General features: G+C 63.4%; 11 protein-coding genes, 1 tRNA gene and 1 other RNA gene. 11 read left to right on the forward strand and 2 right to left on the reverse strand.

Annotation, left to right across the window (positions count from 1 at the left end):
• The first annotated feature begins 66 nt into the window (after positions 1–66).
• From dnaK to J4F42_03210, 5 genes are all read left to right on the forward strand, one after another.
• A complete protein-coding gene (gene dnaK, locus J4F42_03190) occupies positions 67–2,001 on the forward strand; it encodes a molecular chaperone DnaK (GenBank protein MCE2484495.1) in 1,935 nt (644 codons plus the stop codon).
• Positions 2,002–2,101: 100 nt separating this feature from the next.
• Entirely contained in the window at positions 2,102–3,217 is a 1,116-nt protein-coding gene (dnaJ, locus tag J4F42_03195) for a molecular chaperone DnaJ (GenBank protein ID MCE2484496.1), read from the forward strand.
• Positions 3,218–3,247: 30 nt separating this feature from the next.
• Positions 3,248–4,228, forward strand: a complete 981-nt coding sequence (thiL, locus tag J4F42_03200) for a thiamine-phosphate kinase (protein MCE2484497.1) — start codon at positions 3,248–3,250, stop codon at positions 4,226–4,228.
• A 14-nt stretch (positions 4,229–4,242) separates the two neighbouring features.
• Positions 4,243–5,016 (forward strand): nickel pincer cofactor biosynthesis protein LarB, encoded by a 774-nt coding sequence (gene larB / locus J4F42_03205; protein ID MCE2484498.1) that lies wholly within the window; start codon positions 4,243–4,245, stop codon positions 5,014–5,016.
• The gene (locus J4F42_03210) at positions 4,992–6,347 is read left to right on the forward strand and encodes an AarF/ABC1/UbiB kinase family protein (GenBank protein ID MCE2484499.1); all 1,356 of its coding nucleotides are present in this window, start codon (positions 4,992–4,994) and stop codon (positions 6,345–6,347) included. Before larB ends, J4F42_03210 begins: the two co-directional genes overlap by 25 nt.
• Positions 6,348–6,353: 6 nt before the next feature.
• Here the strand turns inward: J4F42_03210 and J4F42_03215 are convergent, their stop codons facing one another.
• Complete coding sequence (locus tag J4F42_03215; protein ID MCE2484500.1) at positions 6,354–8,420, reverse strand: chloride channel protein; 2,067 nt, start codon at positions 8,418–8,420, stop codon at positions 6,354–6,356.
• A 108-nt stretch (positions 8,421–8,528) separates the two neighbouring features.
• Here J4F42_03215 and rpsU point away from each other — a divergent pair, with 108 nt between their 5' ends.
• The 6 genes from rpsU (at position 8,529) to J4F42_03245 (ending at position 13,991) form a co-directional block, all read left to right on the forward strand.
• Positions 8,529–8,726 carry a 30S ribosomal protein S21 gene (rpsU, locus tag J4F42_03220; GenBank protein ID MCE2484501.1) on the forward strand — a complete coding sequence of 66 codons (198 nt, stop codon included), beginning with the start codon at positions 8,529–8,531 and terminating at the stop codon, positions 8,724–8,726.
• A 122-nt stretch (positions 8,727–8,848) separates the two neighbouring features.
• Positions 8,849–10,621 carry a DNA primase gene (gene dnaG, locus J4F42_03225; protein ID MCE2484502.1) on the forward strand — a complete coding sequence of 591 codons (1,773 nt, stop codon included), beginning with the start codon at positions 8,849–8,851 and terminating at the stop codon, positions 10,619–10,621.
• Positions 10,622–10,703: 82 nt separating this feature from the next.
• A tRNA-Ile gene (locus J4F42_03230) sits at positions 10,704–10,777 on the forward strand.
• Between the two features lie 62 nt (positions 10,778–10,839).
• On the forward strand, positions 10,840–11,583 hold the full coding sequence (locus tag J4F42_03235) for a hypothetical protein (GenBank protein MCE2484503.1): 744 nt from the start codon (positions 10,840–10,842) through the stop codon (positions 11,581–11,583).
• A 17-nt stretch (positions 11,584–11,600) separates the two neighbouring features.
• An RNA gene (gene rnpB, locus J4F42_03240) (RNase P RNA component class A) lies at positions 11,601–11,990 on the forward strand.
• Between the two features lie 33 nt (positions 11,991–12,023).
• Positions 12,024–13,991, forward strand: a complete 1,968-nt coding sequence (locus J4F42_03245; protein MCE2484504.1) for a TolC family protein — start codon at positions 12,024–12,026, stop codon at positions 13,989–13,991.
• Here the strand turns inward: J4F42_03245 and folE are convergent.
• Positions 13,982–14,620 (reverse strand): GTP cyclohydrolase I FolE, encoded by a 639-nt coding sequence (folE, locus tag J4F42_03250; GenBank protein MCE2484505.1) that lies wholly within the window; start codon positions 14,618–14,620, stop codon positions 13,982–13,984. The genes J4F42_03245 and folE overlap by 10 nt on opposite strands.
• Positions 14,621–14,647 lie beyond the last annotated feature (27 nt).

Here is a 14,647-nt window from a genome sequence, read left to right on the forward strand (position 1 = left end):
GGGGTGATTAACTAAGCTCTGGAGGGGTAGCTGGGAGGCTGAGGTTTTTTCGTAAGGAGACGAGGCATGGCAAAGGTAATTGGCATCGACTTAGGAACGACAAACTCGGTCGTCGCGGTCATGGAAGGCGGCGAACCGACGGTGATCACCAATGCCGAGGGGAGCCGCATCACGCCTTCGGTAGCCGCTTTCACCGATAGCGGAGAGCGCCTCGTCGGGCAGATCGCCAGACGCCAGGCTATCACCAATCCCGAAAATACGATCTTCTCGATCAAACGCCTGATGGGCAATCGCTACCAGGACCCGATGGTCACCAAAGCCAGAGAGGTGCTGCCCTACCACGTGACCGAGTCGGACGGCGACGCCTGGGTCGAAATCCGGGACAAGAACTACAGCCCGCCGGAAGTCTCGGCCTTTATCTTGCAGAAGATGAAGCAGACGGCTGAGGACTACTTGGGCGAGAGCGTGACCGAGGCCGTCATCACTGTTCCGGCCTATTTCAATGACTCCCAACGCCAGGCCACAAAAGACGCCGGACGGATTGCCGGACTGGACGTCAAACGCATCATCAACGAGCCGACCGCAGCTTCGCTGGCCTATGGTCTGGACAAGAAGACCGACGAAAAAATTGCGGTGTTTGACCTGGGTGGCGGGACGTTTGACATCTCCATCCTGGAGGTCGGTGACGGCGTGTTTGAGGTCAAATCGACCAACGGCGACACCTTTCTGGGCGGCGACGATTTTGACCAGCGGATCATCGATTATCTGGCCGACGAATTCAGGAAGGATCAGGGCGTGGATCTGCGCGACGACCGCATGGCGCTCCAGCGGCTCAAAGAGGCGGCCGAAAAGGCCAAGTGCGAGCTGTCGTCGTCCATGGAGACGGAGGTCAACCTGCCGTTTATCACGGCCGACCAGAGCGGTCCCAAGCATCTGACGATGAAGCTGTCTCGGGCCAAGCTCGAAGCCCTGTGCGCCGACCTGCTCGACCGGCTTGAGGCGCCGTGTTTGACTGCGCTGAAGGACTCCGGCCTGTCCGCCAGCCAGATCAAGGAGGTGGTCCTGGTCGGCGGCATGACCCGCATGCCGGCCGTTCAGGAGCGGGTCAAGAAAATCTTTGGCAAAGACCCCCACAAGGGGGTCAACCCTGACGAGGTGGTGGCCATCGGCGCCGCGATTCAGGGCGCGGTCCTGACCGGCGATGTCAAAGACGTGCTCCTGCTCGACGTGACCCCGCTGTCGCTGGGCATTGAGACGCTGGGCGGTGTGTTCACCCGGCTGATCGAGAAGAATACCACCATCCCGACCAAAAAGAGCCAGGTGTTCTCGACTGCGGCCGACAGTCAGACGGCGGTGACCATCCGCGTCCACCAGGGCGAACGGGAGATGGCCAACGCCAACAAACTGCTGGGCCAGTTCGATCTGGTCGGGATTCCGCCCGCCCCGCGCGGCATACCCCAGGTTGAGGTCATGTTTGATATTGACGCCAACGGCATCGTCCACGTCAACGCCAAAGATCTCGGCACCGGCAAGGAGCAGTCGATCCAGATCACGGCCTCGAGCGGCCTGTCCGAGGACGAAATCCAGCAGATGGTCAAAGACGCCGAAACGCACGCCGACGAGGATAAACAGCGCCGCGAGCGAATCGAGGCTCGCAACCAGCTCGACTCGCTGATCTACTCCACTGAAAAGTCGCTCGCCGACCATCGGGACGATGTTGACGCCGAGGCCGCGAAAAACATCGACGTGGCCCTGGAAAAGGCCAAACAGGTCTTGGACGGCGACGATCTTGAGGCCCTCAAGGCCGCGACCGAAGAGCTGACCCAAGCCTCCCATAAGCTGGCCGAGGCGATGTATGCCCGGGCGGCCAAGGAACAGCAGCAGGCCAATGCGCAGGACGGCACGGCCGGATCGGACGGGCCCCAGGCGGGCGCGGGTGGCGGAGGCCAGACAAAAGACCGGGACAATATCGTGGACGCGGACTTCGAAGAGGTCAAATAAACGGCGGCGGACAACGCGAACAAACCGTGCCTGTACGGGCCCCCACTCCGCCGCGATAGGAGGAGTGGGGGCTTTTTATTGAACGGGCAGAGGACGGGGTATGGCATCGAAAGCCGACTATTATGAACTGCTCGGGGTCAGTCGGGATGCGGGGGCGGACGACATCAAGAAGGCCTACCGCAAAGCCGCCCTACAGTACCACCCGGATCGCAACCCCGGAGATAAAGCCGCCGAGGAGAAGTTCAAGGAACTCTCGGAAGCCTACCAGGTCTTGAGCGATGGTGAGAAGCGCGTCCAGTATGATCGCTATGGGCACGCCGCGTTTGAGCAGGCCGGGATGGGGGGCGGCGGCTTCGATTTCAGCGGAAATTTCGAAGATATTTTCGGCGATATTTTTGGCGACTTCTTTGGCACGGGTGGTCGTGGCGGGCGGAGTCGTGCCCGTCGCGGGCAAGACCTGAGCTACAGTCTTGAGATTTCTTTTGAGGAAGCCGCTTTTGGGGCGGAAAAAACCATCTCCATCCCCCGCACCAGCGTCTGTCAGCCGTGCGGGGGGAGCGGGGCCAAACCGGGCACCCGTCCGGCGACCTGTTCGGGCTGTCACGGGACCGGCCAGGTTCGCTTTCAACAGGGCTTCTTCACCATTGCCCGGACGTGTAATCAGTGCGGCGGGCAGGGCTCGGTGGTGACCGATCCCTGTCCGACTTGTCACGGCAGCGGCTCGGTCCGCAAGACCTCGACCCTGCAGGTGAAGATCCCGGCCGGGGTTGATACGGGCTCTCGTCTCAAACTGCGGGGAGAGGGCGAGCACAGCCCGGGGGCCAGCGCTCCCGGAGATCTGTACGTCCTGATTCGGGTGCGCGAGCACCCGCTGTTCGAGCGGGCGAATACCGAGGTGGTGTGTGAGGTGCCGATCAGTTTTCCGCAGGCCGCGCTCGGAGCGGATATCGAGGTGCCGACGCTTGAGGGCAAGCTCAAGATGAAGATTCCGGCCGGAACCCAGTCGGGCAATGTGTTTCGTCTGCGCGGCAAGGGCATTGTCGATCTGCGCGGCGGCGGACGTGGCGATCAACTCGTGCGGGTGACGGTGGAAACGCCGCGTAAATTGACCGGCCGCCAGCGGGAATTGCTCCAGGAATTTGCCGAGCTTGACGGAGCGGATGGTCATCCGCAGAGTCGCGGCTTTTTTGACAAGGTCAAGGAACTCTTTGGCTGAGCCGGTCGCGGGCCGACGAGAGCAGTGCCGATGCAGATTCGCGACCTTGGGGAGTTCCCGTTCATCCGTCGTCTGCGCGGGCGCGTGGCTGCCGACCCACGCGTCACCCTCGGTATGGGCGATGACTGCGCAGCGCTCAGCCTGTCCGGCACGACCCTGCTGACCACCGACGCCCTGGTCGAAAACGTCCACTTTCGGCGCGAATGGACCCCCTTTGTGAGCCTGGGGGCAAAAGCGTTTGCGGTCAATGCCAGCGATATCATTGCCATGGGCGGCGAACCGACTTTCGCCCTGCTCAGCGTGTGTACGCCCCAGGATGATCGGGTCGAAGATCTCGACGCCTTCTTTGACGGCTTTCTGGCGGCGGCTGGCGAGCGACAGGTCGCCCTGATTGGCGGCAATATGAGCGCCGGACCGTGTCTGACGGTGTCGGTCACCCTGCTCGGCCGCGCGCCGCACGGGATTGTGACCCGGTCCGGGGCGCGGGTCGGCGATGACGTGTATGTCACCGGCAGCCTGGGCGACGCGGCGCTGGGCCTGCGGCTCTTCCAGGACGGTCGGGATGACGCCGTCGCCCAGGGCCCAAAAGACCGTTTTGTGTGTCCGCAGCTGCGTTTTGAGCTGGCCCGAGCCATTACCGCCCAGAGCCTTGTCAGCGCGATGCTGGATGTGAGCGACGGGCTGCTCCAGGATCTGGGTCACTTGTGCGAAGAGAGCCGGGTGGGGGCACGCATCGAGGCGTCCCGGCTGCCTGTGTCTGATGCCTACCGCAGCCTGCTGGGTCCCCAGGCCTGGGATCTGGCGCTGACCGGCGGCGAAGACTATGAGTTGCTGTTCTGTGCCCCACCCGCCCAGCGCGACGCGCTGCGAGCGGTGGCCGAAACCTGTGGCTGTGCGCTGACCCGAATCGGAACGATTGTCCCCGAGCGGGACGGTAGCCGGGTGCTTGACGCGGCCGGTGAGCCGTATCTTCCAACACAGGTCGGCCACGATCATTTCCGCCGCGCCTGATAGCCTGGACCGCTATGGATACCGCGCGTTTGCACGACTTATTGTCCCGGGTCAGCAACGGACAGATGGCGGTCGAGCAGGCCGTCGAAACGCTGAAAACCCTGCCGTTTGAAGACCTTGGCTTTGCCCGGGTTGACCACCACCGTCGGCTGCGCACCGGACTCCCCGAGGTCATTTTCAGTCCGGGCAAAACCGTGGACCAGATCGCGGCGATTGCCCGGCGCCTGAGCGCCGGCGGCCACCACGTGCTGATGACCCGGCTTGAGGCCGACAGGGCGGACGCGTTGCGCAGCCTGCTACCGGCGCTGCGCTACTACGCCGAGGGACGGCTGGCCAGCCTTGGGCAGCCGCCCAGCCCGCCGTCCGAACAGGGCAGTCTGCTGGTCGTTGCGGCCGGGACGGCCGATTTTCCCGTTGCTGAAGAGGCGGCGGTCTCGGCCGAACTGCTGGGCAACCGGGTGGAGCGTCTGTACGATGTCGGGGTTGCGGGCCTGCACCGCCTGCTGGCCAGCCTCGGCCGGCTCCGGGCGGCCAGCGTGTTGATTGTGGTGGCCGGCATGGAAGGCGCCTTGCCGAGCGTCGTTGGCGGACTCGTCGAGCGGCCGGTGATCGCCGTGCCGACCAGCGTCGGCTATGGCGCCAGCTTTCAGGGCCTGGCTGCCCTGCTGGCCATGCTCAACTCGTGCGCAAGCGGCATCACCGTGGTGAATATCGATAACGGCTTTGGCGCTGCGGCCGCGGCAACGCTGATGAATCGCCTGACGTGTCAGCCAAACCCACGGACCTGATTCAGGGCCGGGCAAAACGCGCCTTGCAGGTTGGCTCGCTGACCTCGGCGGTGGGCGGCAGCTATGCCTGGCATGCCCTCACCCGGCTGTTCCAGTCTGCGGACAAAAACGAGCAGGCGCTGTTCGCCCTGCACCTCAAGAATGCGCTGCGTCTTGTCGAGCGTTCGCGCGAACTGCGCGGGGCGTTCATGAAGCTCGTCCAGATGCTCAGCATGCGCGGCGACCTGCTGCCGTCTGAGGTGATTGACGTCCTGTCGGTTGTCCAGTCGTCTCTCCCGCCAATGGACTCCGCCCTCATCCGCGGGCAGCTCAGGGCAGAACTCGGAGCCTGGCCCGAGCAGCTGTTCGCCCACTTCGAGCCCGAGGCGTTTGCCGCCGCCTCGCTCGGTCAGGTCCATCGGGCGAGGCTCAGGAACGGCCGGCAGGTGGTCGTCAAAATCCAGTATCCCGGCGTGGATAAGACGGTTGAACAAGACCTCAAAAACATGCAGGCGCTGCTCCGGGTGTTGACCCTGCTGACCCGCGATATCTTGCGCCAGCCGTTTGAGATGGATGAAATCTACGACGAGATGGCGGCGCGGCTGCACGAAGAACTCGATTACCTGCACGAGGCCGAGAATATCAGGCGCTTCCGGCGCCTGTTTGCCGATGACGACGAGCTGATCATCCCCCGGGTGTTCCCCAAGTTTTCGTCCCGACGGGTGCTGACCATGGACTATGTGGACGGCTACACCTTCCAGGCCATTCTGGCCCCGGGCGTGGACAAGGACCTCAAGGACTGGGTGGCGATCAAATACTTTCAGATCACCTGGCGACAGATTTTTGACTTTGGCGTGCTGCATACCGATCCCCAGCCGGGGAATTATCTGGTGACCTATCACCCCAAGATCAGCATGCTCGATTTTGGCAGCGTGCGGATCTTTCCCTCGGCCGTTCGGCGGTCCTATCTGGCGCTGGCGCGGGCCATTGTCGAGCGCGATGAGCAGACCATGGCGGAGTGTTTTGTCGATCTCGGCTTCCTGGACGCCGAGGTTGATCCTGCCCCGCTGATCCAGATCATGTATCTGATCTTTGAGCCGGTGCTGGAAGACCGGGTCTATGACCCCCACGACTATCATTCGGCCGAGAAGAGTATGGCGGTCACGGCCCTGAGTCTGGAGCACCGCATCTTCAACGCCCCCGGTCACCGCCTGTTTCTGGTGCGCGCCCTGCTCGGTCTGGAAGCCTATGTGCAGCAGTTCCGCACGATAACGAACTGGCACCGGCTGTTCTGGGAGTGCATCGAGCGGAGCGAGGCTGCGGAGAGCAACTCCCCGTCAGCCGAGGTATGAGGCTACCTATCCCTGGTCTATCTCCCCGCTTGTGGAGAAACGCCGCTGGAAGGTATCCAGCGCCTGCTGATGACCGGCCAGGATCAGGGTGTCGGTAGCTTGCAGGGGCTGGTCGGGCTGGGGCAGATAATCACGTGAGCCTGAGTTTGCAGGCGTCCGCACGGCCAGGACAGTCACGTCGTACCGGGCGCGCAAATCGAGGTCTTTGAGCGTTCTGCCGCTGAATGCCATGGGCAGACGGAGCGGTACAACGGTGTACTGGGGCGGTAGAGTGAGCGCACCGCGCCGCTGGGTTGAATCGATGGGCACGGTGCCCAGAAACTCTTTGCGCAAGACCTCACGGTTATACAGGTCAATCACGTCTTGCTGGGCAACAACGCCGACGACCTTGCGTGTCGAGGCCGAGTCAACAACCGGCAGACGCTCGGTAGCGTTGCCGCTGAACTTTTCCAGGCACTCGGCCAGCGTTTCGCCGGGATGGGTCATGACCGAGACGGGGTGGGCCACATCGCGGGCAATGATCAGCCCGTCGAGTCCTCCCTCGCTCAGAAAGCCTTTGATATCGTGGAGATGAATCACCCCGGTCAGGTGCGTCTCATGATCGACCAGATAGTAGTGCGGCTCTTGGGAGTCCAGAAAGGAATCGACCAGTTCCTGAAACGGGGCTTCTTGCGGCAGGGTCGGGGCCGGGCTGCGCATGACATCCGCCACCCGGAAGGACTGCATGACCGTCTCTTCCCGTCCCCGCAGCAGGGAGACGCCCTTGCGCGAGAGTTTCAGCGTATAGATGGAGTGGCTGTACAGATAACGAGCGGTGACGGTACTCAGGGTACACGCCACCATCACCGGCAGAATAATATGATAGTCCCCGGTCAGCTCAAACAGCATGAGGATCGCGGTGACCGGGGCGTGGGTCGTGCCGGCCACGACCGCCCCCATGCCGACCATGGCATACGCCTCGGGTTCGGCCGTCAGGCCGGGCAGGACGGCGTGAACGACCTGCCCGAACAGGCCCCCGGCCACTACGCCCAGAAACAGGGACGGTGAGAAGATGCCACCCGACGCGCCCGAGCCCAGGGTGGTGCAGGTGGCGACGAGCTTGATGCCGAACAGCAGGGCCAACACCTGCCAGTCGGTCGCTTCGTGCAGCAGGCGATACATGGCCTCAAAGCCCGTCCCATACACCTCGGGCCAGTACAGCAGCAGGACGCCGACCAGCAGACCGCCGACCGTGGTCCGCAGGGCAGGTGGAATCGGGCTGTTCTCAAACAGGTCCTCGCTCTTATACAGGACGCGGATGAAGATCACGGCCACCACGCCCATCAGGATACCCAGCAGGGCGTACAGCGGCACCTCGCCATAGTGGAGCAGGGAGTACTGGGGAATCTGAAAGGCCGGGACATTGCCCATATAGGCGCGTGAGACCGCGGTCGCCAGCACGGACGAGAGCACGATGGGCGCAAAGGCGGGCACGGCAAAATTGCCCAGAATGACCTCGAGGGCAAAGAATGCCCCGGCAATCGGGGCGTTGAAGGTCGCCGCAATGCCGCCCGCTGCCCCACAGCCGACCAGCGTCCGTATCTGGTCCGGCGACAGCCGCAGCAGCTGTCCGCAGCTCGATCCCAGGGCCGAGCCGATCTGAATGACGGGGCCTTCGCGGCCGGTCGAGCCACCTGTGCCGATCGTCACCGCCGACGCCACAGCCTTGGCCAGCGCCACCCGGGCACGGATGATGCCGCCCCGCAGGGCAACGGCCTCCATGACCTCCGGTACGCCGTGCCCCTTGGCCTCAACCGCCCAGCGGGTGACAATCGGGGTGACGAGCAGGCCGCCGATAGCCGGCAGACACAGCTTCCAATACCACGGCAGGGTCGGCAGGATGGCCAGCGGAGAGGTCGAGCCGAGGGCGATGCGCTGAACGAGGTGCAGCAACTCGTGAAAGCCGATTGCCACCACGCCGACCAGCAGCCCGACCACGCACGCCAGCACAATGTTGGCGCTCTGCTGACGGGTTTGCAGCAGGCTAAAGAGCCTGCTGCTCAGACTGGGTTCGGGAGGAGCGGCCTCGGCCATGACTCATTGTGTGCTATCCAACTCGGCTTGTCCACTTTAGGGGGAAACGCTTGACTTTCTCGGACGAGCGTTTATCCTGATTGCCCGCCGGGAGGAGGTGATGAGCCCATGGCAGGTGTTCGAGTCAAAGAAAATGAACCCATAGAAAGCGCCATCCGCCGCTTTAAGAAGCAGTGCGAGAAGGCCGGTATTCTCCAGGAACTCAAAAAACGCGAACACTATGAAAAACCGAGCGTGCGCCGCAAACGCAAAGCCGTGGCCGCCAGAAAACGCGCTTTGCGCCGGGCCAGCCGTTCCTTCTACTAACCCTCACCGCGCCGCCCCGTCCGCGTCGCGTCTCTCTACACCCACCCGAGTCCGGGTGGGTGTTTTGTTTTACGCGGGACAGGACAGCTGTCATACTGCACCCCGACTAAGAGGCCGCCGCCATGGCAGACCGGATTCCCGAGGCCAGTTTGGCCGAGATCCGCGCCCGAATCAGCATTGTTGACGTGATCTCGGGCTACGTCGCCCTGAGCAAATCGGGCCGCAACCATATGGGTCTGTGTCCGTTTCATGCCGAGAAGACCCCCTCCTTCAGCGTGCACGAAGAACGCGGATTCTTTCACTGCTTTGGCTGTAACGTCAGCGGCAATGTGTTTACCTTTGTCTCCAAGATCGAGGGCCTGACGTTTCCCGAAGCCGTGCGCCGTCTGGCCAAACAGGCCGGTGTGACCCTACCCCAGAACCGTGACCCCCAGGCTCAGGAACGCGCCCGTCTGTACCGCCTCAACGAACTGGCCAGCGTCTATTTCCAGCGCTGTCTGGCCGGTCCGGACGGGGGTGAGGCCCGCCACTACCTGGCCCAACGCGGGTTGCAGCCCGACATCGCCAACCAGTTCCGGCTGGGCTTTGCCCCGCCCGTCCGCGATGGCTTGGTCCGCTTTCTGACCCAGCAACGGGCCGACCTCGGCCGGGCCGCGCGGCTCGGGCTCATCGGCCGGCAGGAACGGGGCGGCTATTACGACAAGTTCCGCCACCGTCTGATGTTTCCGATTACCGATGTGGTCGGCCAGCCAGTCGGCTTTGGCGGGCGGCTGCTGCCCCAGGCTGAACAGATCCGGTCGGCGTCACGCCGGCCGCTGCCCAAATACATCAATTCGTCGGATTCGCCGGTGTATAAAAAAGGGGCGCTGGTCTACGGCTTGGCCCAGGCCAAGGCCGCCATCAAAAGCTGTGAACGCGCCCTGCTCGTGGAGGGCTATATCGACCTGCTGGCGCTTGTCCAGCACGGTCATGCCGAGACGGTTGCCGTCCTGGGAACGGCCCTGACCGTTGATCAGCTCAGGCAGGTGCGTCGTTTCAGCCGCGAGGTCTACTTCTTTTTCGACGGCGACGAGGCCGGCCGACGGGCGGCAACCCGAGCCTACCCCCTGTGCCTGGAGGCCGGCGTGAACGGCCGAGGCATTTTCCTGCCCCAGGGCGAGGACCCCGACTCCTTTGTCCGTGGGCACGGGCAGGCTGGGCTGGACAGCCTGGTTGAGCGAGCCGCGTCGCTCCAGGATTTCTACCTGCGTCGTCACGCCCTGCCTCCTGGGGCCTCGGCTTTTCAGCGAGCCCAGGCCGCCCGCGACGCGCTGTCCGAGCTGAACCCGAGCGATACCATGCTGCGTGGCGCGCTGCTGACCCGGGTTGCTCAGCATTTCGGGGTAAACGAAGAAGAACTCCGCCGCTCGGCCGCCGACGCCCGTCCGTCCCCAGCCGCGTCGCCCCGTCCCCAGCCGCGTCGTCAGCCCGCCTCCTCGCCCCAGGCGGCGGCCGAGACAGAGCTGTTGTATCTGCTGCTGATTGACCGCCGGCTCGCCCTGCGGGCCGCCAGCGAGGGCATTGTTGCGGCGTTTCAACACTGGGGAGCGCTGGCCTCCCGTATTGTGGCGGCCTGGCAGGAACACGACCAGATCGATGTCGGCAGCGTGCTCGACACCCTGCCCCAGGAACTTGCGGGCCTGGCCGCTCGGGTCAGTCGGGCCGATGTCCACGGACCGTCCGAGCAGGACAGCGAGCAGCGGGAGCAGCTGTTTGTCGATTGTGTGCGGCGTCTGCAAACCACCCAGCGGAAATCTGCTCGCGAGCGGCTCCAGCAACAGATTCGGGAAGCCGAGTCGAGAGGCGATGACGAGGCCGTCCGCCGCGGTCTCCAGCAGTTGCAGCAGCTGGGATGAGAAAGGACGAACCGGGGCGAGTAGTAGGCAGAGTCCCGGGCGTATGATATGGAGGAGCGCAAACAGAGTTCGGGTGATTCCGGGGCCCATAGCTCAGTTGGTTAGAGCGGCCGGCTCATAACCGGCTGGTCCCAGGTTCGAGTCCTGGTGGGCCCATACGCTGAACTCTGCGGTCTCGGCCCACTCAACACCGGCAGACAAGCGAAAGGGGGTATTCGTTGGCCACACAGATCGATGTGCTGGCTGCGCTTCAGGAGCTTGACCAAGGGCTGTATCGAAAAGAACAGCTTCTGCAAGACCTGCGCCAGCACGTGACCGCTATCGGCTCGGAGATGGCAAAAACAGAGCAGGAGGCGGAAGCCCAATCCCAGAAACTGCAGGAACTTGAGGCTCAGCACCGTGAGAGCGAAGGACGACTCAAACTCGAAGAAGACAAAATCAAGGAAAAGCGGGTCCGCCTGAACCGCATTCGCAATGAGCGTGAAATGCTCGCCGCTCAGCGAGAAATCGAGTTGATGCGGGAGGAAAAGGGCAAGCTGGAAGAGGGTACGCTGCTGCTGCTTGAACAGATAGAACAGGAGAACGAGGGCCTGAGCCAGAGCCGGACCCGCTTGGGGGAACTTCAGGTCCAGCACCGGCAGGAAGTGGAGCGGACAGACAGCCAAATCACGGGCTTGGAAGCTGAATCGCGCCGGCAGCGCGAGGAGCGCGTCGGTCTGATCGGCTCTCTTGACCCGACACTCCAGAGCCGTTACGAGCGCATTTTTGCCAAATGCGGCGGGCTTGCCGTGGTGCAGATCCAGCAGGGGACGTGTCAGGGCTGCCATATGCGGCTACCACCCCAGCTGTGCAATCAGATCCAGAGCAGTCAGCTTCAGCAGTCTGAAAAAATTTATTACTGTCCGCACTGTACGCGGATTATCTACTGGCCGCAGGCTGCCGAGGAGGAACACCAAGCCTGACCTGGGTCGTCAGTGTGAGAGGAGATTGCGTGGTCGCGGGCCTGCGTGCCAGGTCCGAGGAAAGTCCGGACTCCTTGGGATAGGGTGGCCGCTAACAGCGGCCGGCCGCGAGGCAGGGAAAGTGCCACAGAAAAGAGACCGCTGGAGCGGTCCTGGGATCGTTCTCAGCAAGGGTGAAAAGGTGAGGTAAGAGCTCACCAGGCTCCCGAGAGATTGGGGGTGCTGGGCAAACCCCACCCGGAGCAAGACCAAATAGGAAGGAGCCCGCTGGCGGGCAGGAGTCGCCCCACTCCGTCTTCCGGGTTCGGTCGCTGGAGCAGCACGGCAACGTGCTGCCAAGAGGAATGACCATGGTCCCGGTGCGTTACACCGGGGAACAGAATCCGGCTTACCGATCTCCTCTCCTCCCCCATCTCCCAGAGCGCCAGGGAAAGAACTCCATGCCAGACCAGAGCGTCCGCCCGACCCATGCCTTGCCCCGTCTCCTGTGCCTGTTGATCTGTGCGCTGTGTCTGGACCGACAAGCGGGTCTCCAGGCTGCCGAAAGCGCGGTCGTTGAGACCGTATCGGCCACGGCCGAGCAGATCTCTATCGCCCTGTCCGCCCCGGCCAGCTTTCGACAGGCGAGTCTCAAGGCCGACCCGAGCCATCACCGGCCGTACCGCTGCTATGTGGATATTGCCCCGGCCAGGCTGGGCGAGCGTGTCCTGTCAAGCCTGAACATCCGACAGGGGGAGGTCCAGCGTGTTCGGGTCGCCCAGTTCCGTCCGGATACCGCCCGGGTAGTACTCGACCTGGCCGCCGAGCGCGCGTGCCAGGTCCGCGTCCTCACCAAGCCGTACCGGCTCGTTGTGCGAGTCGCAAGAACCGAGCCCGTATCATCAGCATCGCCTATCCGGTTGGCGGCCGTTGCCGAGGTGTCGATCACCGATGCTCCGCCGTTTCGCGTCGTGAGCGCGTCCGATTCGCAACCCGGCGTGACGGTCTCGTCCGGCTCGCCGGCCGCACCGCCACCCGCCCCAGAGCCTGCTCCGACGCTAGAGCCCACCCCACCGGCCACTCCCGAGCCCGCACCACAGTCCGCTCCAGAGCCTGAGCCGGAGTTGGACCTTGGGCCAGCGACCGCTGCGGAGCCTCAACAAGGCCCGCTCATTCCCCTGGCCGAAGCCTACCGTTTAGCCGTACAGAATGAGGAGCGGATCAAGATCGCCAGCCATGAACTGGGCAAAGCCCGCCTGCTGCCGTGGCGCGCCCTGACCCATCTCACGCCCCGGGCCGATATTCAGGGCACGTATAGCCGGAATAAGGACGAGATCTCGTTTGTGTCGGATAACATTCTGCCGGAGGGAGCCGCCAGTTTCTTTTCGACCGGTTCTGCCATTCGCCCGCTGGAGCGCTGGACAGGGATCTTTCGGATCACCCAGCCCATATTAGAGCCGGCTTTTTTTGCCTCCCGCCAGCTGGGCAAGGCATCCGTTCGAGAGAGTGCCGAACGCTATGAGTTCACCATCCGGGAGGTCTTGTTCGGCGTTGCCCGGGCCTACTACGGCGCGCTGCGCTCCCAAGCCCAGATGCAGATCGTCCGAGACACCCTGGGCCTGACTCAAGACGAACTCCGTCAGGCCCAGGTCCGGTTTCGAGTCGGCGAAGTCACCAAGACCGACGTGCTGCGGGCCGAGGTCGCGGTTGAGCAGGCGCGCCGCCAGCTGGTGATGGACCACAACCGTTTGCGGCTGGCCTTCACGACCTTGGCCAGGGCGATTGGCGTCCCCGAGCCGCTCGGCGTCGCCCAGCCCGAGCCGGTTGCCTACAGCCCGGTGCCCTACGACCGGCTGCTGGACCAGGCCTACAGCCAGCGCCAGGATTTCCGTGCCCAGGAGATCGGGGTAGAAATTGCCACGCAGCGCAAGAATCTGGTCATCGCCCGCTATGCGCCACGGGTGAATGCCCGGTGGGATTTCCCTCGGCTGGACGCCGAGACCTTTGCCGAGCGGGACAAGTTCTGGACCCTGTTTCTGAACTTCGAGGTGCCGCTGTTTGATGGGGGGGCGCGGGAGTTGGACCTGCTGGAAGAAAACGAGCGGCTGGCTCAGGCCCAGCTGCGCGTCGATCAGTTGCGCAAGGAAATCCAGGTCGAGGTCAGAGGCGCCCTGCTGACCGTCGAAACGCTCGGCTCGACGCTCCAGACCCTGGAAAAAGAGGTCAGTCTGGCCCAGGAGAACTACACCATCACCTCAAAACAGTACCGCGTCGGCCTGTCCACCAGCCTGGATGTCAACACCGCCCTGAACGCTCTGAATCAGGTTCGCACCCAGCTGACCGATCAGACCTACGCGTACCAGATTGCCCTGCTGCGTCTCCAGCAGACGACCGGCGTGTTTGCCGCCGACTCTATGCCTCAGCGCTGACCGTTGACCAGGGTCATGAACTCTTCGCGGGTCGCCTGCTGACTGCGGAAGGCGCCCAGCATCGCACTGGTGGTGACAAGGGAGTTTTGTTTCTCGACCCCGCGCATGCGCATGCACAGATGTTCGGCGCGGATAATCACCCCCACCCCCAGGGGATCCAGCTCTTCCATGAGGGTGTTGGCGATCTGGGTCGTCAGCCGTTCCTGGACCTGCAAACGGCGGGAGAACACCTCGACCAGGCGCGGTATTTTGCTCAACCCGACAATGTGGTGTTTCGGAATATAGGCCACGTTGGCCCGACCGAAAAAGGGCAGGATGTGATGCTCGCACAGCGAGTAGAAATCAATGTCCCTGACCACGACCATTTCCTGATAGTCTTCCTCGGTGAAAATCGCCTGGCCGATGACCGCTCTGGGATCCTGGGCGTAGCCCTTGGCCAGGTATTCAAAGGCGCGGGCGACCCGGTAGGGCGTTCTGACCAGTCCCTCCCGGTCGGGGTCTTCGCCCATGTGTTCGAGAATCTTGCGAATCGTGTCTTCGAGGCCGCCGGTCGAGGCCGGGGAGGTGTTCTGCGCTGCGGCCTCGGGCTGGGGACTGTCTTTGAGTGCGGTCACACGCGGATTGCTCATCGAGGTCTTCTACTCCTTGTCGTGTAG

Source organism: Desulfurellaceae bacterium (assembly GCA_021296095.1).
Taxonomy (GTDB): Bacteria; Desulfobacterota; Binatia; order Bin18; family Bin18; genus JAAXHF01.